This window comes from Methylovirgula sp. 4M-Z18 (genome assembly GCF_037890675.1).
In the GTDB taxonomy this organism is placed as follows: Bacteria; Pseudomonadota; Alphaproteobacteria; order Rhizobiales; family Beijerinckiaceae; genus 4M-Z18.
The window spans coordinates 2829777-2854067 of record NZ_CP149574.1 but is presented as its reverse complement, the minus strand read 5'-3'; the positions used below and the strand labels follow the sequence as shown (position 1 = coordinate 2854067).

Below are 24291 nucleotides of genomic sequence, written 5' to 3'. Positions count from 1 at the left end.
AATCGGTCCGTTGATAAATTGTGTGGGACTCTAAACAGGCGAATATCTGACAAGAAGGTCAAAAAGACTGCTAGTTCGCGACATGGCTCACTTCGTCATACTGATAAGAGAGCTGACGATGAGCCCCCTTCAGAGAACCTCAAACACGTTATAGATTGGACCTTGCGGAAAACGGTGGCCCGTTCCGATCGCGAGGATGCCGTTAAGCCAGGCGAGATCCGCGTCGGCGGCCTCGAAGGTCGGTGCGATGCGGAAATAGTAGCTGGCCGGATCGACGATCTCGCCCCGCTTGAGGCGGTCGATCACATCGGCAGGGCCGTGGCGCACGCCGCGATAGGTCATCGTCACTAGCATTCCCCGATCCGTTTCGATGACGAGACGGACATCGAGCGTTAAGCTCCCGTCGGGTCGTTTCACCTGCCAATCATTGGCCTCATTGAGAACCTTGCCGCGGATCCGCTCACCGACGATCTCCCCGCCGGTGACGAAGCCGACCCGCCGGAAGCCGTTGGGCGTCGATCCGACAGTAACCACGGGCCGCACATCGAGCTGTATGGTGAAGAGATGACGTGTGCGGATCGTCGAAAGAGGCCCTTCATCGACCAGAGCTTTGGTGTCGCGGTCCATTGAGATCGTTCCTTCGGCTTGTGACCCTCTTCGGTACGTGATTGAACCGTGGCTTCCGGGTGGGACACAAGCACGGAGTTTGCATTTCCTAACCAGTCGGCCTTTGCTGGGAGGAAATGGACGGGCACCGAACCTGCGTCCCGTTCTCGCACACATCGGCATTGCAATTATTTTAAACATAAAGTATTTACGTTTGTGCATATGCCAATTGCCGCCGATGGCGCATAAGAAAAGTTCAGCAGGGAGTGCTTCGTGGTGAATAGGCCGTTGACAGTCAAGAAGTTGGTCTGTGCCGCAGCGACGGCTGCGACGCTTTTGGTCAGTGCGGGGGCTGCGTTTCCCACCTTGAAATTCGGTCGCAGGACTGCACCGGTGCGTGAGGAATTCCGCGAATAGAGGCCTACCATGTTTGATTTCAAAGCTTCCAAGGCTTGTTTCCATCTGCCCGAAGGCGTGATCTATCTCGACGGCAATTCCCTCGGCCCGCCGGTGCGCGCAACGGCAGAACGATTGTCCGCCGTGGTCAAGGAGGAGTGGGGTGAACAACTCATTCGCGCCTGGAACACCGCGGGCTGGATGCAGCGTCCCCGCGCCACGGGGGACAGGATTGCCCGGCTGGTCGGCGCACCGCAGGGAAGCGTCGTGATGGGCGATACGCTTTCGATCAAAGTTTTTCAGGCGCTCGCCGCTGGCCTTGCCCTCAATCCCGGGCGCAAAATCATTCTGTCCGACAACGGCAATTTTCCTTCGGACCTTTACATGGCCGAGGGGCTCGTCAGCCTGAAGGAGAACGGGTTTCAGTTAAAGGTGGTCGATCCAGAACAGGTCGAGGAGGCGATCGACGAGACGATTGCCGTGCTCATGCTGACGGAGGTCGACTATCGAACTGGACGTCTGCACGACATGGCCAAATTGACCGCCAAGGCGCATCGGCTCGGCGTGATCACCGTTTGGGATTTGGCGCATTCGGCCGGCGCGATCCCTGTCCATCTCGAGGCGAGCGGGGCCGATTTCGCGGTGGGCTGCACCTATAAATATTTGAACGGCGGGCCTGGCGCGCCAGCTTTCATCTATATCCGCCCCGATCTTGCCGACACGGCGCAGCCTGCGCTGGCCGGCTGGCTTGGCCATGCGAAACCGTTTGCCTTCGATTTGCACTATCGGCCCGGCACCGGCATCGAGCGGATGCGCGTCGGCACACCGCCGATCTTGGGTCTCGCGGCGCTGGATGCGTCGCTGGATATTTGGGACCAGGTCGACATGGGCGAGATCCGACAACGTTCGATCGTGTTGACCGAGCTCTTCATCAGAGAGTGCCTGACATACGTTCCCGGGCTCGAGCTGATGAGTCCGCGCGACCCGATGCAGCGAGGGTCGCAGGTTTCGCTCAGGCATCCCCAGGGCTACGAGATCATGCAGGCTTTGATCGACAACGGCGTGATCGGCGATTTCCGCGCGCCCGATGTTCTGCGGTTTGGGTTTGCGCCGCTCTATCTCGATGAGGACGACATTCGCAAAGCCGTTGCCATTCTTCGGAAAATTATTTCTCAGAAGATTTGGCAGGATCCAAAATACCAGGTGCGGAACGCCGTCACTTGAGCGGGCGCCGTCGGCGCCCGTACCGAAGCCGGAGTTCCCTTATGCAAGGAATGACTGAGGCATGGGCATTTCTGCCGCTTCGCCTGCGCCAGATTCGCCTCGTTCAAACGGTTTATTCTGATATATTTTAGGTATAAAATATCTTGTCCTCAGGGAGAGTTGGAATCGTGAGCAACGAAACGGATCACACGGCCTGGACCGGCGCGGAAATGTCGTTTGAACGGCGCATGTCCTACAGCGACTATTTGCGGCTGGAGCAGGTGCTGACGGCGCAGCAGCCTCTGTCTGACGCGCATGACGAGTTGCTGTTTATCATTCAGCATCAGACATCCGAATTGTGGATGAAGCTCGCGATCCATGAACTCGGCTCGGCGATCGAGGCGATCCGCAAGGATGATTTGCAGCCGGCGTTCAAGATGCTGACACGCGTGGCTAGGATTTTCGAGCAGCTCAACAATGCTTGGGATGTGCTGCGGACCATGACGCCGAGCGAATACACGCAATTTCGCGGGGCGCTCGGTCAATCGTCCGGGTTTCAATCATGGCAATACCGTGCGATCGAATTTATGGCGGGCAATCGCAATCTGGCGATGCTGGGGCCGCATGCGCACCAGCCGGACCTCATGGCAAAGCTCGACGCCATCCTGGCGGAGCCAAGTCTCTACGACGAATCCATAAAATTACTGGCTCGCAACGGTTTTGATGTCGGCGAAGAGGCGCATCGGCAGGATTGGCGGCAATCACGCCAGGAGAGCTCCAAGGTGCGAGCCGCCTGGAAAGCGGTCTATACCGCGCCCGCGACCCATTGGATGCTGTACGAGCTCGCCGAGAAGCTGGTTGATTTCGAGGATTATTTTCGTCGCTGGCGCTTCAATCACGTCACCACGGTGGAGCGCATCATCGGGTTGAAGCGTGGCACGGGCGGTACGGCAGGCGTTTCTTATTTGCGCAAAATGCTGGAGGTTGAACTCTTCCCGGAACTCTGGAATCTGAGAACGGAGCTATAGCTTCTGATCCGAAGTCACATGGAATAAAGGCCAAATGCGATGAGGTTGCCAGCCATCCGATAGGGAGCAGACCATTCACCGGAAAATGACGCACCTTCAAAATTTGGCATCGAACACTTTTTGGGCGATCAGCTCAAAAGCACGCGTGTCAAGGGATGCTCCGCATGCGCGAGGCCGTCGACGACGTTGAAATGATGGCGGTCAGGCTCGACAACCGCCATCGTTTGCGCGCCGAGACCTGTCCACACATTGGCGAGCAACGCATTCTGGCGCAGAAACTCGCTCCGTTCACTCCCGCCAACCCAAGCGATGAGACGGGTTCCAGTAACGGGATAGAGCAGCGCCGGGCTTTCCGCCAGCGCCTCCGGCTCGTCAATCTTGAGCGTGTTGTTCATGCTTGTCTTCATCAACGGTCTGAGATCGTGGAGACCCGAGATCGAGACGACAGTGCGAATGCGGCGCTGCAAAGCGGAGTCGAGCGGTGTCGTGGCCGATACCATCCGACTCGCCAAATGTCCGCCAGCGGAATGGCCGGTCAGCATGATCGGGCCGTTCACGAGTGCTGCCGCCTTCGAGATCGATGCTCCGATCTCGCGCACGATGTCAGAAATTCTGACGTCCGGGCAAAGCGTATAAGAAGGCATCGCGACCGCGTAGCCGCTATCGATGGGGCCGCGCGCTAGATGCGACCAGAAGCTCTTGTCCAGCGCCAGCCAATAGCCGCCATGGATGAAGATCACCAGGCCCTTCGGGGTTCCTTGCGGAAGGAACAGGTCAAGCCGATTCCGAGGCTTCTCGGCGTAGGCAATATCGAGCCTCCCGCGGTCAGCCGTGACGAGATTTTCGCGGTAGGTTTGGGCAGGTTCGACCCAGGCTGCCGGCCAGCGCTCGCCACCTGGAATGTTGATACCGTTAGCGTAGGCGTCGTCCCAGTCAGTGATATGACGTTCGAGCACGAAATACTCCGTTGAAGCCATGATTTATCGGCAAGCAATGGCTGTCGCGACCGCTCGCGTCAATGCCCCATTGTACTCCCATCTCGAAAGCCCGCGAGCTCCGCCTGGGCAAAATATGCGCTTGCCTTACGCAGGATCTCGTCAGCCTGCCGAAGCTCACGGTTTTCCCGCTCAAGAGCCTTCAGCTTCGCGGCCATGTCGGTTGGCATCCCGGCACGCTTGCCGGCATCAATCTCGACCTTCTTCACCCACTCGTTCAGCATCTGCGCCGTGCAGCCGATCTTCGCCGAGATCGAAATGATCGCCGCCCAACGTGAGGGATGCTCATGCTCGTGATCCAGAACCATCCGCACCGCGCGTTCGCGGACTTCAGGCGAGAATTTGTTCGTCGTCTTGCTCATGCAGGCTCCACCTTCTCGGGAGTTGGAGCCTCCAGCAATTCCGGGGCGGTTCAAACCCGGATTCGATCGTCTTTCCCTTGAACGTGTGACTCTTCAGGTCCCGGTTTGTGATGACGAGCTTGCCGTCAACCATCTCCCAATCAGTGGTGAAGCCATAGAGGTAGGCCCAGATCGCTGACTGGGTATAGGTCATCGACCCGAGTTCGCCCTCCGACGCCGGCTTGTGAAAAACGGCCCCAACCGTCATATGTGGGCCATTCCAAAGATCGCAGGCAAGTTAGTCCGCACTCGAGAATCCATAATGTGCGAACTGCCTGTCGCTATAGTACTTGCCCCAATAGCTATCATAGCGCGCCATCGCCTTGATGTCGGTTTTATTGAGAACGGCCCCGATCAAAGAGGCATGCACATTCGGTGCTGAATGTAGGGCATATTGCACAACATCGATCCTGGTGCTCCCCCATTCCACAACCAGGATGAAAGAATCGATGAGTGACGCGGCGGCACGAACGTCGACAAGAGGCGTGAGGGGAGGAAGATCGACGATGATGTAGTCATATGTTTCCCGTAGACGGCCGAACAATTTGCGCATCCCATCAGAGGAAAGGATTTCGCTGGTATGGTATGGCAGTTGTCCCTTGGCAGCTGGAAGGAAGTCCAGCTTTGTCTTCGGATCATGCCAGATGATCTCCTCAACGGAACGCGTGTCGTGAACGACATCAATGATACTCTGGCGGGCGTTCGGGACCAGGCCGGTGGAGAGCGACGGATTTCTCATGTCACAATCGACGATGACAACTCTTTTACCGCTGCCATGGCCGATAAGTTGTGCAAGCGACACTGCGATCGTCGTTTTACCTTCGTTTGGTAATGCCGAAGTGATTCCAATCACCTGACACATGGTGCCGGTTTGACGCATATCGATCGAAAGTTTGATTGCGCGAATAGCTTCGGCAAAGCGAGACCAAGGCATCGCAATAACGGTTCGTTGTCGACCAGGAAAGCGCAAGATGGTTCTTTGCGGAATGCGCCCGTCAACCTGATCGGGCTCACCCTCAGCCTTTGACTTGCGAAGTGCGGGCACCAGTGACAGGCATGGTGTGCCGAGCACTGCCGATATTTGCAGGGGGGTGCGAAAGACGCAATCCATGAGGTCTCTTAGGAGGGCGAGTCCGAGTCCAATACCAATTCCGCCGACCAGGCCAAGTATTGCGACGATGGCTGTTTTCGGCTTACTTTTGCTGAGCGGTGGGGATGCCGGCGAGATCACCCGCGTCTCTGAAACTGGAAACGATTCTTGCTGAACCGAACTCATGTAGCGCTGCAGGAAGGTGTTGTACACGGTGCGCAGTCCTTTCGCACGACTCTCCAGCCCGTGTATGGTGAGCTCGGCCGTATCTGTGGTGTGGCTTCGTGACACGGCATCCGTAAGCTGGTTTTCAATTTCCTGCTGTTTCTGCTTGGCGGCTTCAAATTCGTTTTTGCTCGTCGCCGCGAGCCTTTTCACCTCATCAATAATAGATGCTCGAGTGCTTCGAATTTTGGTCTCAAGCTCGATGACAGCTGAGTGGCTGGGCCCGAGCCGCGTTGACCATTCGCTTTCACGCCTCGTCAGTTCGAGATATTGCTGGCGAAGGGACGTGACGATCGGGCTGTTGAGGACGTCGGTATTGATAGAATCCAGAGCGTTAAGGGAGGGCGAATCCCCAGAATTGGCGCGCAGAACTGCTTCGTAGCGGTCCAGTTTCGCCGCAGCATCGGCGGTTTGTGCGCGGGCCGCGACCAACCGGTTATTGAGTTCCGTCATCTGTTGCTCTTCCATTGGCGTTCCGCTGGAGGAGACAATATTGTTCTGGTATTTGAAGGCGGTTACGGCGCGTTCAGCTTTTAACGCTTCGTCATCAAGATCCCACAGTCGCTGCTGCAGCCATCGCGCGGCGTCTCGATCGGCTTGTACTTTTGCATCTTGCTGATCGGCCATATAGGCGCTGGCAATTGCGTTGGCGATGTCTGCCGCTCTCGTTGGACTGCTGGAACTATAGCTGATCTCGATAACGTTGCTGAAACTGAGCCGTTTGGTCGTCAAGCGGCTTTGAAATGCTGCGACAACATCTTCGGGCGGTTGGTTCGCGGCATCCGAGAGCTCCTTGGTCGAAGGGGAGAAAATCCGCGCGCGAAGCTGTCCCCATAGCGAGGCGATGGATGGTCCGGATCCATTCAAATCTGGGTCGCTGGCGAGTTTGAGCTGGTCGATGACTGTAGCCGCAAGGGCTTTGGAGTTGATTATCTGAAGCTGGGTCTCAATTTGGCTGAGATCCAGCGCGGGTTCCGCGATGAGGGATTGCTGCTGGACGAACTCCGCTCGTTGGTTCGCAAGGAGGACTTGCACTTGAGCCGTATAGGTCGGCGGGACGATGCGCAGATAGGCGAAACATAGTGCCATCACCATTGCGAAGGAAATTAGAATGACGCCGAGTCGCCGGCGCATCACGCCGCGAGCGAAATTGAATAGGTCGCTGAAGCTTCTGCCCGCGGCTTGCATCTTCCCGGCGAAGCCACTCAGCGACTCAGGGAGGTTCTCCAGATTTTGCGCGTCGTTCTTGAACATAGATTTTCTACCTGAACATTTTTGATCCTGTCAGATCGCCGACCCTGCCCCGTACGTCGCATTTCAAGCGGCAGCTCGAGCTCCGGCCAGGAATTGGTAGATTTGAGAATTATATCTCAATATAAAAAATGCTCAAATTAAATAATGGTGGTATTTAAAATTGCAGAAAGAATTTGACGATTGATCGTCACGGCGCGAACTTATTACCATATTTTCCCTGCCGTCTTCCTCCTCTCCCGTGATGGGAACATTTGGTGTTCCAGTTTCTGGCCATCGAGATAAAGTCGCTCCATCGCAAATTAAAGCATTCGCAATTGAAAGTTAAATAAATTCATTGAAGCTGGCACGTTGCATGTCTACCACTTTGGGATTAAATTATTTTATTCTTATTTATGGCGCTGCACATGAATTAAATTCTTATTTTGGTAAGGAGATGGTTGGCGTGGCCGATCAAGCGAGACCGGAGCGACGACATCAGGATTTCCATACGTCCCGGGATGACGAGTCGTTGAGCGTTCGAGAACACGAGCTCCCGTATTCGTAGTGGCTCTTTGGGGCGGGGCGGCGGCGGAACTGGTTGTCAATCTTTAGAGGGCGATTTGGGACTTTTGTTCCGGATTCGCACGGGCGAACCAAAGGCCTTCGCACCGGCGGGAATGTCTCGATTGACCAACGAATTTGCGCCGATGATGGCTCTGTCCCCCACCGTCACGCCCATCTGAATGATCGTGTTGGGTCCAATATAAACACCGTCGGCAATGGTGGTGGGGGCATAGTCGACCGGTTTTTCTCCAAGAGAAATGGAGCGATTGACCGTGTGATGGGTATAGATTTGCGTGCCCGCGGAGATCGAACACCAATCGCCAACGCGCAGCCCTCCGCCAGAACCATCCAGGATGCAACCCGGGCCAATCCAGGTATTTCGACCGACCTTGACGTCGCCGAGCACGAGCACATTGTCATACATCGTCGTGCCCTCGCCAAAACCGTAGGCCGCGGCATTGTCGATCCGTTCGGTGAGAAGATCACCAATGGCCACCCGCCGATTGAACTGCTGTCTCTTGCGCATCGCGAGCAGCCGCAAAAACTCACGGGCGAGTCCCAGCCATTCGTCGACCTGTTCTGGAGATATATGGGGATGAGTATCTGATCGTGTCGAGGGCACGCTTGTTCTCCTTCAAGGCTGGCCATTTTATCTTAATATGCTCGTCATCAGCCATTGGATTTTAGAGGCAACTTGCGGGGACTCTCGAAGGAAACAACGCTCGGCCCCTCCTGCGTTGCGCCGCCGGTCGACCAGATATCCTCGCCCGCGCCGGCGAGCCCCCAACGCGACACATTAATCGGGGATGGGCGGGGAACTGCCCTTTTTCGACTTTTCCGTGTTATGGGGTGGAACTTTGGAAAAATAGGATGGGGCGGGTGCATCGGCGGCGTGGGAAGATCGTGAGCGTTTGCGGTGACTTGTGTCGAAGTTTCGTGAGTGTGGCAAAAATGCCATTGCCTAATCCCGCCCCGAATGGCTATCTGCTTCGCTAAACGAACGTTTGCGACGATTCTGTCGGTGCGGCTGGTTTTCCGGGGTTGGAGTTGATGCGAAGATTGACCGGCTTAGCGTGCGTGTTTTTTGCTGCCGCGTGTTTGGCAGGCTGCAGCACCCTCCCAAAAGCCGGCCCGAATGCCAAGACGATTATCGAACGCGGTGATAGCTCGACGTATGAGCATGGTGAACTGCCCCCCTACACTCTGATTGATATTTCCGGGGACGTTGTCGCAGCCCTTGCCCGACACCGGCCCAGCGGTTTCCGGGGCAGCTTCGGTATGAGCGGCCCCGCACCAGGAGGGCTGCTGGGGATCGGAGACACGGTACAGGTTTCGGTCTACGAATCCGCTCCTGGCGGATTGTTCAGCACCGGGGACGTCGGAACCGGGCTGGGGACGAAAAACGTGCAGCTGCCGCAGCAACAGATTGCGCGTGATGGAACCATAACCGTTCCTTTCGCAGGGCAAATTCAGGCAGCTGGCCGGGCACCAGCCGACGTCTCGAGCGCCATTGTCGCCGCGCTGTCCCGTAAAGCGATCGAACCTCAGGTTCTGGTGTCGCTCATAAAAAATAGCTCGAATACCGTGAGCGTATCGGGCGAAGTGCCGCTGAGCGGTGAGTTCCCCTTGTCGCTCAAAGGGGATCGCGTCGGGGATGTCATCGCGCAGGCGGGCGTGCCGAAAGTCCCCGCGCGGGGCGTCTTTGTGAGGCTGACCCGTGGCCGGCGATCGGCGACGATGCGGTTGTCGGACCTGCTTGAGCAGCCCTCCCAAGATATCTTCGTGCGACCTGGGGATCAGATCTTCCTGTACACCAATCCTGAGAGCTTCACCGTTCTCGGCGCCACAGGCAAAAATGCCGACGTGGAATTCGAAGGCAATCGGCTGACCCTGGCGCAAGCCGTCGGCAAAGCAGGAGGCCTTGACGATCAACGTTCGGATGCCGCCGGTGTATTCCTCTTCCGTTATGAAGATGCCTGCGCCTATGCCGACATTGAAAACCATCACGGCTGCGGAGCATCGGGCGCCCCGGTCCCCGTGGTTTATCGTCTTGATTTGAAAGATCCAAACAATCTCCTGGTTGCGCAGCGGTTCTATCTACGCGACAAAGACGTTCTTTATATTGCCGACGCCCAATCGATGGATGTGTTTAAATTCGCGCAGCTGCTCGGAACTGGCCTCGGGGTTGTGGGAGCCGGGGCGACCATCTCAGGAAGGTAGAATACGCCAAAGCCGTCTTCCAAATTGCATGGCCATTCAAACGGTCACGGCAAGAGAGCGTCTCTGGTTGGGAGAATGGTGCAGAACGGCGCCCCGCGATGCCAGAGAAACGATTTCGCAAAGTATTTAAATGCGCGCCAATTCGAGCTGAAGACGCTACACCTTCCAACCGAAGGTTTGGCAAGGATTTTATCCGCAATTTCAAGATTTATCGCGCGATTCGCGCTGCGCGGCCTCGGCTGTCCGGTTGTCCGCGGCCTCTTAATCGCGGAGGTGAATTAAATTTAATGCGAGATATGGGCTGATATCGCTTAAAACACTTTTGTTGTGCATGGAATGCCACCTCCCTCTTGATTATTCGGCGCAAAACGGCGATATTTTGTGAATTAAAAAAGATAGACATGAGGGCAGAGAGATTTGTAAGGACGGCATGTGGGCTAGGGCATTTGGGTATGGAGAATTAGGGATGTCCACGAAGAAGACTCAATTTGAATCCATGTCGCTCGACGAATTATGGGCATTGTACGAAGACATTTGTCTTGTGCTGTCGACGCGGATTAAGGCGGAGAGGCAGGAACTCGAGAAACGGCTCGCGGTTCTTGGCGGTGGTAGGATTGACATCAGCGAACCGAGTGATGCGCGGGCGCCCGAAAGTTCCAAGGCGAAGCGCAAATATCCTCAAGTGGTCCCTAAATACAGTAATCCACAGACATCTGAGACGTGGTCGGGCCGTGGCAAAGTCCCCCGCTGGATGGCGGACGCCATGAAAGCCGGCCGGAATATGGAGGAATTCCGCATTCGCGAGGCGGGGCCAAAGAGCGCAAAAAGATCCTGATTTCTCGTTGTCGGACTTTGTTGGGCGCGTGGTTTCTGTTTCGCGGTTGGGGGCGAAGATGTCTCCATATTAGGAGCGGACTACAAGAATAGCATATAGATATATTTAATTCGTGAATTTATCGGTAGCGTTGTTATGGAAGCACCCTTCCGTAAGGGGATCTATCAACGGACACTTGCCAATTCTGCCTCACTATTCAGAAGAAGCATCGCTTTTTTTAAATAAGGCGGAGCAATTGATGCTCATCTGCTGAAATGCGAGTGGCCTGGTCATGACCCGCAAGCGATTGGAGGAGCATGCGTTACCTCGCCAGAGATCAAGGACTGGTATTTCGGAAATATCCTGGATACCAATTCCGTTAAATCGTGGACAACGCTGTTAGGCTTCGCGAAATGCGCGGTCACCCGGAAAAAGCCAATATTTTGCCGAAAAAAACTCGCAAACAGGGGCGCCTCATGCGCGTCAACGCGGATGGTCGGCCGCCCGCACCTTCGTTATCGGCAGGCGGCGAACAGTCAAGTGGTCGGATCATGATGATATAAAATAGCCGCAGGAGGGTTAATTGCCGGTGGGGAAATCGGTCGGTCCATCGAATTGTACCGACAAGGCGACGCTGACGGGTGCGACGCCAGCATCCACGGCACCTCGCCTCCCGCTCAGGGCAGCGATTCAAATCCATTATAGGTCCAGGATCGGGGGAGCTGACAATCTCAAGATGCACGTCATAACGCACGAGAGACCCGCGCTTCTGGCGGCCCGTGAGAAGATCCCCGTGACTATACCCAACAGATATTTTGGTGATGCAGTGTCGGCAGCAGCGCACGGTGTCGCAAATTCGCCCGATTTCGCCGCACTCGGAGGGGGCGATTTTCTCACGTCGATCTTGCGACGGCGTGCACCGCAATTAAGCGCAGAGGCGACCAAAGCGGTCGACAGGATCCGTCTTGGAAAAGTCGGGCAAGATGACGTCGTAGCGATTGGAAATGCTCTGCCATCGTCGGCGATTTCGGAGTTGCTCGCATTGCAGCTCAGGGAATTTCCATTTTCTCAAGGCGAATGGCGCGAAAACGCATAGTGAAATTCTAATCCGATGAGGATCATCTTGAAAATGGCAAGATTCAACGGGGGGCGGCGACCATGATTAATTTAGGACGACACGAGCATGTGCCCTACGCTGATGACGGCGACGAATACCAAACAACAGATTTGAGACAATCCTCGCGATGGGGCTCGAAGCTTTGGAGTTTGTTTCGACATAAAACTCCTGCAACCAAATTGACCGAACAATGGTCATCTCTTCGCCAGCCCTCGGCGCAGGGCACAATTGGCGAACCTGGATCCGAAATATCGGCTTTCTTCACATCCTGCCGCAAGATTTTTTTGTGCCTCGCAGTCTTCAGCTGTCTGAGCAATATTTTGATGCTGACGGGCTCGTTTTTCATGCTCCAGGTTTACGACCGAGTACTGCCGGCACGGAGCGTCCCAACGCTCATGGCGCTCTTAATTCTGGCAATCGTACTTTATCTGTTTCAAGGCGGCTTGGACATCGTAAGAAGTCGGATGAGCGTTCGGATTGGTCGCTATTTTGACGAACAGCTTGGGTTGCGCGTGTTCGATGCGCTCGTTCGTCTACCGCTCAAAACGCGCGGTGACGGTGACGGCTTACAGCCGTTACGAGATTTAGATCAGATTCGCAGCTTTCTATCGGGCGGCGGCCCCTTGGCGTTTTTCGATTTGCCTTGGATGCCCATCTATCTGGGAATTTGCTTTCTTTTCCATTTTTGGATCGGGGTTACGGCGTCGATCGGCGCTTTGATTTTGGTTTCAATCGCTCTGGCAACGGAAATGAGAACGCGCAGGCCGACAAAGGCTTTTTCTCGCTTGGCGGTCTCTCGCAGTGCGCTCGCCCTTGAGGGGCGGCGCAATGCCGAAATTCTTCACGCAATGGGAATGCGTCAGCGTGCCGCGCAGCGTTGGCAGGACGTCAATTCGCGATATTTAGCGACATATGAGACGGTCAGCGATATCACGAGCGGATTGGGTGGTCTTTCAAAAACCTCTCGATCCTTTTTACAATCACTCGTCCTGGCTGTCGGCGCGATCCTAGTCATAAACCAAGAAGCGACCCCTGGCATCATCATTGCTGGATCAATTTTAACGGCCCGAGCCCTTGCTCCTGTGGAGGTGGCCATCGCGAACTGGAAAGGATTTGTTGCTCTGCGTCAGTCCATCGGGCGACTCGATCAATTGTTGAAGCTTCTCCCCCAGGACAAAGATCCCTTGCCACTCCCGGCTCCAACCCAAGCGCTTGTCGTGGAGCATCTAGGTGTTGTTGCTCCTAGCTCGGAAATATTGATCCTTAAAGATATCTCGTTTCGATTGCGCACCGGGGAGGCCGTCGGCGTCATCGGGCCGAGCGGCTCTGGCAAATCGACCCTCATGCGCGCGTTGGTTGGAGCTTGGCCAGCGTTTCACGGCAAAGTCAGGCTCGATAGCGCAGCGCTTGACCAATGGACGCCAAAAATGCTCGGCGCGCATATCGGCTATCTCCCCCAGCACGTAGAACTCGCTGAAGGCAGCATCGCCGCGAACATTGCCCGATTTGAACCGGGGGCGCCAACGGGCGCGGTGATCGAGGCCGCACGGGCTGCCGGAGTGCACGATCTCATTCTTTCGCTTTCCGACGGCTATAACACGCAGGTGGGAGAGTCGGGAGCTGTCCTTTCAGCCGGCCAACGCCAGCGCATTGGCTTGGCCAGGGCTTTCTACAAAAGGCCCTTCCTTGTGGTGCTCGATGAACCAACATCGAGCCTTGACGCTGAAGGTGAGGAGGCCGTCTCGAATGCGATCTTAAATGTGCGCCGATATGGCGGTATTGCGGTCGTGGCTTCGCATCGTCCCAAAGCTCTTGAAAGCGTCGATCACGTTCTGGCCCTCAGCGAGGGGCGGGTGCAGGCGTTCGGGCTTAAAAGCAAGGTCCTTGGCGAAGTGCTCAGGGCGCCGGCCGGACTCAACGTGGTAGCCGCAGACAGTACGGGAGGCTGGCGATGGAGCGCAAGATAACTCCGGCGCTGCGGTCCATTCGGCGACACATTTTTGTGGGCATGATGATGGTCGCTTTTGTGACGTTGGGCGTCGGCGGCTGGGCGGCGACGGCGCGCCTGTCGGGCGCCGTGATCGCGCAAGGTGTCGTCGTCGTCGATTCAAATGTGAAAAAAATTCAACATGTGACGGGCGGGATTGTCGGCGAATTGCACGTACGGGATGGAGACCGGGTCAACGCCGGAGATGTTCTAATACGCTTGGACGCAACTCAGACTTTAGCGACCGCAACAGTGGTCACGCAGAATCTAGACGAATTGCTTGCCCGCCAAGCGCGGCTGGAAGCCGAGCGTGATGACGCCGAGGAGATCGTATTCCCCGGTGCGCTCTTGGAACAGGCAACAGACAACAAGTCTGGGGCGGCTCATGCAATGGCTGCAGAACGTACGCTGTTTAACCTTCGTCGGCAGGCTATGGGCGGACAAAAGGCGCAACTCAAGGAACGCAGCGTCCAGTTGCAGGACGAAATAAATGGTTATCTTGGACAAGTGGATGCCAAGCAAAAGGAAGTCGGCCTGATTCATCAAGAGTTGGATGGTGTGCGCGTGCTCTGGCAGAAAAACCTCGCGCCGATCACCCGGTTGAACTCGCTTGAACGCGATGCGGCGCGGTTAGATGGCGAGCGAAGCCAATTGAACGGAGTGATCGCGCAAACCAAAGGCAAGATTTCGGAAATAGAGTTACAAATCATCCAGCTTGATCAGGATAGGAGGACCGAAGTTGGAAAGGACCTCATTGAGACACGATCGAATATCACGGAAATGACCGAGCGTAAGATCGCGGCGTTGGATCAACTCAATCACATTGACATCCGCGCGCCCCAATCTGGGCGTGTTCATGAACTTACCGTTCATACGGTGGGAGGCGTCATCACTCCGGGTGAACAGATCATGTTGATCGTGCCTGATACCGACACTTTGGCGGTCGAGACCAAAATTGCTCCTCCGGATATCGGCCATGTACATGTCGGACAGACCGCAACGATGCGGATCCTTGCGTTCAACCGGAAGACGACCCCCGAGGTCGACGGTGAGATCTCCATGGTTTCGGCAGATCTCAGCAATGATCAGAGAACTGGTGCAAGCTATTTCACCGTACGTATCCCAATAACGTCAGAGCAGATCGAGAAGGTGGGCTTGGGTAAGATCGTGCCTGGTATGCCGGTCGACGTTTATATCAAGACACCGGCCCGAACCGTGCTATCCTATCTCATGCGACCTTTGAAAGATCAGGCTCGGCGCGCCTTCAAGGATCCCTAAGCCTTCTGGGACGCTTAATCGATGTGCCCCTGGTGCTGCGCGGCACCTGGTCGCGCATACGGCGGATGTTCGAGAGGAGACTGACGCTCGATCTCATTAATCACTAACCAGCGGCTGGCTGCCGAAGCGAGATCGCTCAACTTGTGGACATGATTCACTTTACATTGTCGACTCATTGTTGAGTCGATCTCGTCAGACGGGTACGCCAACTCGTCGCACGCGCCGCTCGTCAGAACGACAGCAATTTGCTCGAGTCCACGAAATGCCAGATCAGTCAGCATATTTGTCCAAAGGGCACGATCATCGCCTTCCCCGGACCAAAGCCCTAGCAACACACTTGATCCATCATTCAGCAATCCCAATGCAAAATATGTCGGCCGAGCCCGCTGCCATTTCCACTCACGCGATGTGATCGGGAGACTTGCGAAGAGGGCAACTGGATAGGAAGGGCTCAGCGGCTTTTCATGCCATTCGTGCAACACACGAAATGCCGCATCAATGACATACGGTGTTAGGTCGCGGGTCAATCTCGACTCATACAGCTTGACGAGTATCTTTTTGATCTGTTGCGCTTTTGGCCAACCCACATACATGGCCAGGATGCGGTCGGTAAAACCATAAAAATGTCGCCGGTGATGAGGCAATAATAAAGACTCAAATCGGTTTGCTCGATCCCTCGGTACGCGGATGACGATCTTCGCGTCGTGGCGAGTCGGCATCGTACGCTTCCAATAGCCGTTTCGCATCTCACGTTGACCGGCCAGCGCGTTTAATTCGATATGATGACTGAGTTCAGCCTTTAACAACTCCTCGATCATTGTGATCTCGAGCTGCGCGCATGGCTTGGTCACGGCGAAAAGGGTTCGCCATTCATTTGACAGAAGCTGATCTGTCAACGTTGGAGCTACACTCGTCATCATCGCCATCCTTCGAGATGAGTTTATTAGCTGGGCGAGTTCCAGGCATAACGCGGGGTTGACTCTCTTTCTTTACGAAGCGTTTGCGTGGGAGGAGGGATGCCATCCCGGCGCGTGAGAATGACATGAGGACCGCCGAATGGGTGGACCAGAGACCAAGAGACGAGCGTCCCGATATGGGGCAGGCGCTTATCGGCGACGACGTGCTGCGTGACGTATCGAGCGTGATTGGCTACGTTGCGCAGGATAAACTGCGGCATCGATTGACGGCGCTCGCTCACAATGATTTGCCCGGCATCGAAGTTAAAAGGCATTTCGTCCCCTTAATATCTCCTGCGGAGTCTGCAACAGGATTGCGATATCGCGCCGAAGGCTCCAATTGTCGATGTACCAAAGATCGTATTCCACACGCCGTTCAATCGACGCGGATGTCGGCGTCGGCCCTCGGCATCCATGTATCTGTGCCCATCCGGTCAGTCCTGGTTTTACGCGCTGACGCGACGCATAATTGCGAACGATTTTGTCGAACTCGTTATCGTGTGCAATCGCATGGGGGCGTGGTCCAACGAGAGACATGCTTCCCTCAAGGACGTTGAAGAGTTGGGGTAGTTCATCAATACTCATTCTGCGCAGCCATTTCCCGACGCGGGTGACCCGACTGTCGGTGGGTTGCGCTTGGATGATCGACGATCCGTCCTCGAGGACGGTCATAGTGCGGAATTTGCAAATTGAAAAGTTTCGGCCATTAAAGCCGCAGCGCCGCTGCCTGAAGATGATCGGACCGGAAGAATCGAGTTTGATCGCTGCGGCGGTCAACAAGAGCAACGGCGACAACAGAAATAAAATAACGGCAGCGCCCACGATATCTACAATACGCTTGGCCATGCGCTCCAGTAGGCCGAGAGGACCGCGTTGAATCTCGATGCTGAACGCGCCGCAAAGATCACGCGTCGGGCGCCGTAACATACGGGAAATAGTGCCGACTGGGACAAGAACCACAGGAAACGGCACGATCCTCAATTCTGTGGCAAACGCCTGCATTTCAGGCCATCGACCCGCATCGGCTTCGACGACAATTGCCTCAATATTATCGCACCCCCGAACATTCTCCACGACGCGCGCGCAAAGCCGTTTGCGAAGACCATGCGGGGCGCCAGAAGGGGGCAAGCGAAAAACAGCCTGCACATGGAAGCCGCGGGCTCTCAGCGCCTGTAAGAGCCCCGCCTGCTCGGAGTGGGATTGGTCCGTAATCACGACAATATTGCCGCCGGCAAAGCGTCTACCTTTCAATGCCTTCTGGATAAACTTCTTGATGAAAATCCGCTGCGCAATGAGAGAGCCAAGGCCGGTCACGGCAAAGATCAGTGCTGCGCCGGAAAATTCGTGCGCGATGTTAAGTTCGGCAACGACGACAACAAGGAAACCGAATACCACGATCCATGTCGTACAAACCCACCGTATCTGGTTTCTCAGCACAGTGAGTTCGGTCGGCTGATACATGCCGCGCATTCTCAGCCAGGATACAATAAGCGCCGATACGACGGTCGCAGATCCCAATGCCTTGCCAAAATCGATATCGATCCCACCATAATAAATAAGCGTGGAAAATATGCTTATGGCGTGAATAATAATCACGTCGACACAGATCGCCAACGACCCGACGGACCGATATCGTACCGGCCACGGTCGTCGCGAGCGACCATGTGGCGCAAGGTCATAGATAGTGACCTGCTCCGAGGCCTTTGATGCTAGGCGCGGGTTGACCGAATGCATGGTTGACGAGCCACCGCCTCCGCTGATCATATTTAATTTTATAATAAATTAATTAAATATGGCAAGCTGAAAAATGGATTATTAAATAGGAGGCGTTGTGGCTGGAATCCGCCTTTTTTGTGTAAGAATAAGGACGGGGCGGGTCAGATAACGGTCCGCCCGATACGGTTTTGATGATCAGGGATTGGCGCCTCAATCGCTCACCGCGCTCGCCGCTGCTTTGGGCTCTATTAATGGTATTAGTTGAGGAACAATATAACTATATATGGACAAATTGGATGATTGTCCGCCCGCAGTTGAAAACTTGCACGTCCGCATAGTCGTCGACACGGAGAGGCTTGTTACACTCGGCTCCTGTTCGCATTTTAACGTTTGCTGGCTGAGATGTCGCGTGAGAATAAAAGGCGATGATAGCGCAATTTTATCAGCCATCGCAGCCGTGATGGGGCGTAAAGATAATACTTTGGGATGCGTGCACGACCTAAGCGCGGCTCAGGCCCAATCTCGGTCATGAGGCTGTGGATGGGCTGTGTGGAGCCGACGAATGCAACCTTCGTCGTATGCCGCGGCGTTCAAAAGATCAATTATCAATTAAATCAAAGGGATGACATAGAGTGGCCCGGAAAGCAGAATGCAAGGGTTAATTTAAATGTGGCAATTGACTTCCGTAATTTAATATAGGATTATTTTAATAATTTGAATTTGCGACCTGGTTCGAGGAGATCCCGCCGTGTTGCATCAAAACGTTCTTAATTTCGCCGTTTCCGATAACTCTCTGATCGCGGATACCATCGTCCAGCGCCTTCTTGGGCCGGAACCAGATCCGCAAGAACTCCGCTTGACCATCGGGGCGTTGCCCTCGAACGGCGATATATGGATGCCGGATGGCAGGGCTCGGCTCCGTGTTGGCCAAACCATTCGGGCCGCCCAATTGCGCGAACTGAAATTCAGACCCGCCCCTTCAGGGGCAGGTATTTGGTGTTCGCGGCTGACATTCTCGATCTCTGATTCTTCCGGAGCAATTCTATGTGCTGTCGCGAGCATCGCGATTGCGTTTGCCTGCCTGCGGCCTGCATCGAAGACGGGGGGGGCATCGATCGTTCCGCCATCCGCAGAGCCCATGTCCGATCATAGCGAAGCACCGGTTCGTTTCAGACTTCCCGCATCAGCTCTGAGCCGGCCAAACATCAAATCGTCGGCGACGCCCTCTGTCCTGGTGTTTCAAGAAGAGGCGGTACTGGGGCAAGGGCGGGCGCTCCCTGTTGACCGGTTGGCGTCACTGGTATTCGAGCCAGCCGCGGATTTGGCAAGTCAAGACGCAAATGGCGACGGTCGCATCGCAAGTGCCGCCGACAAATTAGCTTCCCCCGCCGGAACCAGTGCGCCGAACCATCTTAAGACATCCCATGGATCGTCCGAGTTGGTCACATCCGCGGTGAGCAGCGTGACATCGTCGGGTCAAGGTGACACGAGTTCGAGCTTGATTGCCTCGTCGGGGACAACCGTTGGCAGCGGACTCGCTCCAGTCTCGCAACTCGCCGGTATCAGCAATGCTTCCCTTGATTTGTCGGCGATCTCACAAACGACGGCTGCGAGCGGTAACACAACTCTCATCGCCCTCACGCCATCAAGCAGTGCCTCCCCGCAAACGATCAATTCGCCAACGACCGGCACCACGACGACCGGCACTGGGCAAACGCAGCCAGCAATAAATACGGCTAGCCTTGCGACAACGTCAGCACCACTAATCTCCAGGGTCACCTCCGCCGCGAGCGCGAGCAGTTCGGCAACGACGTCGAGCACGACCCCGAATGCGATCGTGTTGGAGAACGAGAAACCCGGAACGCCGCAAAGCGTCTGGCAGATCAATCCCGGTGACGATTCAACGCAAATTCAGGGATTTACCACGCAGATCAGCACCGATGTCGGTGGCACCGTTCAATTCAAGATCGATAACCTTACGGGCAATGCGAACTATCATATCGATATCTACCGGTTGGGGTATTACGGCGGTGATGGCGCTCGCTTAATTACAACTCTGCAGCATCAGGCTTCATCATCCGTCGTGCAACCCGCACCTTTGAAGAATGCCGCGACCGGAGAGGTCGATGCCGGCAACTGGAGCGTGACCGATTCGTGGAGCGTGCCGACCAACGCGGTGTCAGGCGTGTACTTCGCCAACGTCATTGATGGCACTCAGGTCTTTCAGATTCCGTTTGTGATCCGAAACGATGCCTCCCACAGTGCGATCGTATTTCAAACATCTGACGAGACGTGGCAGGCATATAATCCATGGGGCGGGGCCAATCTCTACGCAGGCAACGGACCAGGCATAAACGGCTCGGCCTATGCCGTCAGCTATAATCGTCCCATCACGACGCGCGACGGGGGCCTGTCGGGCACCTCGAACGACATGGTGTTCTCCGCAGAATACCCAGCCATATATTGGCTCGAGGAGAACGGGTACGACGTCTCATACATTTCCGGCATCGATGCGGCGACAAACGGCTCGCTCCTTCTGAATCATCAAGTCTATATGGACGTCGGTCACGACGAATACTGGACCGACAGCCAATTCAACAATGTTCAAGCCGCCGGACAGGCGGGCGTCAATCTGATGTTCCTGAGCGGTAACGAGGCATATTGGCAGACGAGGCTTGCGCCCAGCCTCGATTCCAGCGCCACAGCCAATCGGACCCTCGTTTCCTATAAAGATACACATGCCAACACGCTGATCGACCCGACTGGAACAGCAACGGGTACATTTATGGATGCTCGTTTTACCTCGACCGGAGGACTGTCGGGCACGCCGTCCAACGCCTTGACCGGGACGGTGTTTCAAGTCGACTCGGATCGTACCGATATCATCACGATTCCATACGATATGACTCAGTTGCGGTTTTGGCGGAACACGCCGATTGCCTCGACACAACCGGGACAAACCGCGTCGCTCGTACAAAATCTTCTTGGCTATGAATGGGATTCATCTCCCGACAACGGCTTCATGCCCGGGGGCTTGGTTGATCTGTCTTCGACGACATTGCAGGTCAGCACGGATCTTCTCGACTACGGCAATACGACCGGCAACGGTACTGCGACACACAATCTTGTCGAATTCCGTGATCCGGTGAGTGGTGCGCTTGTTTTCGGGGCAGGGACCGTCTTCTGGTCCTGGGGGCTTGCTTCCGACCACGATCAGAACACGGGGGCGCCGACCCCGACCGATCCGAATGTACAACAGGCCACGGTCAATGTCCTGGCGGACATGGGTGTCCAGCCGCAGACCTTGCAGGCGACCCTTGTCATTGCCTCTCAGACCACAAATCATACGCCACCCGTCTCGAAGATCACCAATGTTTCGGCCGCGAGTGTCGTTGAGGGGCAATCGATCACCGTAACTGGAACCTCCAGTGACGCCCTAGGTGTGATCGGGGGTGTTGAGGTATCCAGCGACAGCGGTAAAACATGGCATCCGGCGACGAGCGGTGTCGGCACTGCGACGGTTACTTGGACTTATACGTTCGATACTGCCGGGCCGGGGACTTTCAACATCGAGGCCCGCGCGGTCGACGATAGTTTAAACTTGGAAACGCCAAGCGCGGGTGTTTCTTATAAAGTGACGCCATCTACAAATCTGACGATCTTCAGCCCCTCAGATACGCCTGCTGTCGTCACCAACAGTGATCCGAACGCCGTGGAACTGGGGGTTAAGTTCGTCTCCTCCGCGTCGGGCTACATCACAGGCATAAGATTTTATAAAGGTCCTCAGAATACCGGAACGCATACAGGCGATCTCTGGAGCTCAACCGGGACGCTGCTCGCAAGCGCGACATTTACCAATGAGAGCGCGAGTGGCTGGCAGCAAGTGAACTTTACGACACCCGTGCATATCCAGGCGGGTGTTACATACATCGCGTCGTATCACACCAATACCGGCGAGTATTCCACGACGGACTACTATTTTGACAATGCGGGGCATAGCAATGGAGCTCTGACGGCAACCGGAAGTGGCCTCAACGGGGTCTATGCATACGGTGCCAATCCGATCTTCCCGAGCAACGTCTCGATTGTCAAAGGAGACAATTATTGGGTTGACGTTGTCTTCAACGATACGAGCCTTCAGCCGCAAGCCAACAATGTCGGCGGCTTTACCGTGACCGAAAACAATGTTCTGACGATTCAGGCGTCCGCCTTACTTTCTCACGACAGCGATCCGTCGGGATTGCCCTTCTCTATCACCAGCGTCAGCAATCCTGTGAATGGCACGGTAAGCTACAATTCGCAGAATCAAACGGTCACGTTCACGCCGAACCAGGGCTATGCAGGCGCCGCAAATTTCACCTACACGATTACCGATTCCAGTGGCGCCAGCGGCTCCGGCCAAGTGTCGCTCAACGTCGCTTATCCAGTCACGGCGCAGAGCTTGTTCGGGACGAACGACACGCCAAGTGTCATCAATTCGGGCGATTCCGGGCCGATCGAGCTTGGCGTCAAATTCACATCGTCTGCGAACGGAGTGGTGACGGGTATCCGTTTCTACAAGGGGGCCTCCAACACCGGCACGCATGTCGCTGACCTTTGGAGTTCGACCGGGACTTTACTCGCCACTGCAACCTTCACCGGCGAAAGCGCAAGCGGTTGGGAACAGGTCAATTTCTCGCAGCCTGTTGCGATAACTGCCGGTACGACCTACGTAGCCGCCTACCGGACAAGTGGAAACTACTCTGATAGTCCAAACTATTTCACCAGTGCGCTGACCAACGGCGAGTTGACAGCGACAGCGAGCACTAACGGTGTCTACGCTTATGGCAGTGGCGCAAACTTCCCGAGTAATTCATACAAGTCGACAAACTACTGGGTAGACGTTGTTTTCGACGGATCGGGCCGGCCGATCGCCAATGCCGACAGCGGCTTTGTGGTCAATCAGAACGGATCGATTTCGATCGCCGCCTCGACGCTGCTTTCGAACGACAGTGATACCTTTGGTCTCCCTATCTCGATCTCAAGCGTTAGCAACCCTATCAACGGAAGCGTGTCCTATTCATCCAGCAACCAGACGGTGACCTTCGTGCCGACTGCCGGCTATAACGGGACGGCCAGCTTTACCTATACAATCGCCGACACAAATGGTGCGACCGCTTCGGCCAATGTCTCGCTATTTGTCAATAATCCGGCCGAGGAGACACTGTTCAGCCTTAGCTCAACGCCAAGCACGTTGACGGTGAACGACCCCAATTCTGTTGAACTCGGGGTGAAGTTCACGGCGGACGCCAACGGAACGATCACGGGTCTGCGATTCTACAAGGGACCCGGAAACACGGGCCCCCATATCGCCGACCTCTGGAGTTCGAACGGGACATTGTTGGCGAGCGCGAGCTTCACCAGTGAAACGGCGAGCGGATGGCAGCAGGTCAATTTCTCGAGCCCAGTCGCGATTACCGCAGGCACGACTTATATCGCTTCCTACCATACGAGCGGCAATTACTCCGTCACATCCAATTACTTTGCTAACCCTGTTGTGAGCGGAGATCTGACCGCGCCGGCGAGCGGGAATGGCGTGTACGCCTACGGTACCGGCAGCGTATTTCCGAACGCCTCGTACAACGCAGGAAACTATTGGGTGGATGTGGTGTACGCGAAGGCTCCGCCGCTTCCAGTCGCCAATAACGACAGCGGTTTCGCAACCAACATGAATACCGCAACGACGATTTCCGCCTCGGCCCTGCTTGCCAACGACACCGATCCAAGCGGTCTGGCACTGTCTGTTACCGGTGTGAGCAACGCGAACAACGGAACAGTCAGCTACAACTCAACAAATCAGACCGTCACGTTTACGCCGAGTGCCAACTATACCGGTTCGGCAAGCTTCACCTATACGATCACCGATACCTCAGGACTTTCCGCCTCAGCAACGGCATCGTTAATGGTTTCGGATCCGACAACCGCGAGCCTTTTCAATCCCACCACGGCCCCCTCGGTGACGAGCGTCAACGATCCAAGCGCCGCAGAGCTTGGTGTGAAATTCCAGGCATCGTCAAATGGGCAGATCACCGGGCTCCGTTTCTATAAAGGGCCTCAGAATACTGGAACCCATGTTGCCGACGTGTGGAGTTCGAGTGGCACGTTATTGGCGAGTGCGACCTTTACAAACGAAACCCCGACTGGATGGCAGCAGGTCAATTTCACCACGCCCGTCTCTGTCACGGCGGGAACTACCTATGTCGCATCGTATCATACAAACAGCGGCGACTATTCTGCGAGCCCGAATTTGTTCGCGACGGCGCTCACGAGCGGCCCGCTGACTGCCCCATCGAACTCGAGCAGCGGTGGCAATGGCGTCTATGCTTATGGGAGTTCAAGTCTGTTTCCAACGAACAGCTACAACTCAACGAGTTATGGCGTGGACGTGGTTTTCAAGCCGCAGCTGGCAGCATAGGAGCAGAG

Annotated in this window: 14 protein-coding genes and 1 pseudogene; 8 read left to right on the top strand and 7 right to left on the bottom strand. The window is 55.5% G+C overall.

Annotated elements, in window-relative coordinates:
• Positions 1-129: 129 nt before the first annotated feature.
• Positions 130-627, bottom strand: coding sequence for a DUF3237 domain-containing protein (locus V9T28_RS13155; RefSeq protein WP_116399386.1), 498 nt, complete (start codon positions 625-627; stop codon positions 130-132).
• A gap of 405 nt (positions 628-1032) precedes the next feature.
• Here V9T28_RS13155 and kynU point away from each other — a divergent pair, with 405 nt between their 5' ends.
• Positions 1033-2226: a kynureninase gene (gene kynU, locus V9T28_RS13150; protein ID WP_116399385.1), complete on the top strand. Its 1194-nt coding sequence runs from the start codon at positions 1033-1035 to the stop codon at positions 2224-2226.
• A 209-nt stretch (positions 2227-2435) separates the two neighbouring features.
• Positions 2436-3233 carry a tryptophan 2,3-dioxygenase gene (gene kynA, locus V9T28_RS13145; protein ID WP_116399852.1) on the top strand — a complete coding sequence of 266 codons (798 nt, stop codon included), beginning with the start codon at positions 2436-2438 and terminating at the stop codon, positions 3231-3233.
• Between the two features lie 128 nt (positions 3234-3361).
• On the opposite strand, the gene V9T28_RS13140 is transcribed toward kynA, so the two are convergent.
• The 4 genes and pseudogenes from V9T28_RS13140 to V9T28_RS13125 form a co-directional block, all read right to left on the bottom strand.
• On the bottom strand, positions 3362-4189 hold the full coding sequence (locus V9T28_RS13140) for an alpha/beta hydrolase (RefSeq protein ID WP_116399851.1): 828 nt from the start codon (positions 4187-4189) through the stop codon (positions 3362-3364).
• Positions 4190-4282: 93 nt separating this feature from the next.
• Positions 4283-4590 (bottom strand): annotated as a pseudogene (locus V9T28_RS13135) (transposase); the annotation flags it as partial.
• A 277-nt stretch (positions 4591-4867) separates the two neighbouring features.
• Complete coding sequence (locus V9T28_RS13130; RefSeq protein ID WP_116399383.1) at positions 4868-7198, bottom strand: AAA family ATPase; 2331 nt, start codon at positions 7196-7198, stop codon at positions 4868-4870.
• 580 nt (positions 7199-7778) lie between these two features.
• Positions 7779-8363 (bottom strand): acyltransferase, encoded by a 585-nt coding sequence (locus V9T28_RS13125; protein WP_245423915.1) that lies wholly within the window; start codon positions 8361-8363, stop codon positions 7779-7781.
• Positions 8364-8800: 437 nt separating this feature from the next.
• Between V9T28_RS13125 and V9T28_RS13120 the strand changes: the two genes are divergently transcribed.
• The 5 genes from V9T28_RS13120 to V9T28_RS13100 all read left to right on the top strand — a co-directional run bounded on the left by V9T28_RS13120 (position 8801) and on the right by V9T28_RS13100 (position 15157).
• On the top strand, positions 8801-9961 hold the full coding sequence (locus tag V9T28_RS13120; RefSeq protein WP_158554714.1) for a polysaccharide biosynthesis/export family protein: 1161 nt from the start codon (positions 8801-8803) through the stop codon (positions 9959-9961).
• Positions 9962-10427: 466 nt separating this feature from the next.
• Positions 10428-10796, top strand: a complete 369-nt coding sequence (locus V9T28_RS13115) for an H-NS histone family protein (protein WP_116399379.1) — start codon at positions 10428-10430, stop codon at positions 10794-10796.
• 772 nt (positions 10797-11568) lie between these two features.
• On the top strand, positions 11569-11871 hold the full coding sequence (locus tag V9T28_RS13110; protein ID WP_147306393.1) for a hypothetical protein: 303 nt from the start codon (positions 11569-11571) through the stop codon (positions 11869-11871).
• 62 nt (positions 11872-11933) lie between these two features.
• Positions 11934-13859: a type I secretion system permease/ATPase gene (locus tag V9T28_RS13105; protein ID WP_116399377.1), complete on the top strand. Its 1926-nt coding sequence runs from the start codon at positions 11934-11936 to the stop codon at positions 13857-13859.
• Complete coding sequence (locus tag V9T28_RS13100) at positions 13844-15157, top strand: HlyD family type I secretion periplasmic adaptor subunit (protein WP_116399376.1); 1314 nt, start codon at positions 13844-13846, stop codon at positions 15155-15157. Before V9T28_RS13105 ends, V9T28_RS13100 begins: the two co-directional genes overlap by 16 nt.
• Positions 15158-15171: 14 nt before the next feature.
• Here the strand turns inward: V9T28_RS13100 and V9T28_RS13095 are convergent, their stop codons facing one another.
• Positions 15172-16074 carry a transposase gene (locus V9T28_RS13095; RefSeq protein WP_158554713.1) on the bottom strand — a complete coding sequence of 301 codons (903 nt, stop codon included), beginning with the start codon at positions 16072-16074 and terminating at the stop codon, positions 15172-15174.
• A 303-nt stretch (positions 16075-16377) separates the two neighbouring features.
• Positions 16378-17709, bottom strand: coding sequence for an exopolysaccharide biosynthesis polyprenyl glycosylphosphotransferase (locus tag V9T28_RS13090; RefSeq protein ID WP_245423913.1), 1332 nt, complete (start codon positions 17707-17709; stop codon positions 16378-16380).
• 868 nt (positions 17710-18577) lie between these two features.
• Here V9T28_RS13090 and V9T28_RS13085 point away from each other — a divergent pair.
• The gene (locus V9T28_RS13085) at positions 18578-24283 is read left to right on the top strand and encodes a DUF4082 domain-containing protein (RefSeq protein WP_245423911.1); all 5706 of its coding nucleotides are present in this window, start codon (positions 18578-18580) and stop codon (positions 24281-24283) included.
• Positions 24284-24291: the final 8 nt, after the last annotated feature.

Coding starts and splice junctions, on each gene's coding strand:
- V9T28_RS13155 (WP_116399386.1), bottom strand. CDS start 627: ATGGACCGCGACACCAAAGCTCTGGTCGATGAAGGGCCTCTTTCGACG.
- kynU (WP_116399385.1), top strand. CDS start 1,033: ATGTTTGATTTCAAAGCTTCCAAGGCTTGTTTCCATCTGCCCGAAGGC.
- kynA (WP_116399852.1), top strand. CDS start 2,436: ATGTCGTTTGAACGGCGCATGTCCTACAGCGACTATTTGCGGCTGGAG.
- V9T28_RS13130 (WP_116399383.1), bottom strand. CDS start 7,198: ATGTTCAAGAACGACGCGCAAAATCTGGAGAACCTCCCTGAGTCGCTG.
- V9T28_RS13115 (WP_116399379.1), top strand. CDS start 10,428: ATGTCCACGAAGAAGACTCAATTTGAATCCATGTCGCTCGACGAATTA.
- V9T28_RS13105 (WP_116399377.1), top strand. CDS start 11,934: ATGATTAATTTAGGACGACACGAGCATGTGCCCTACGCTGATGACGGC.
- V9T28_RS13100 (WP_116399376.1), top strand. CDS start 13,844: ATGGAGCGCAAGATAACTCCGGCGCTGCGGTCCATTCGGCGACACATT.
- V9T28_RS13095 (WP_158554713.1), bottom strand. CDS start 16,074: ATGACGAGTGTAGCTCCAACGTTGACAGATCAGCTTCTGTCAAATGAA.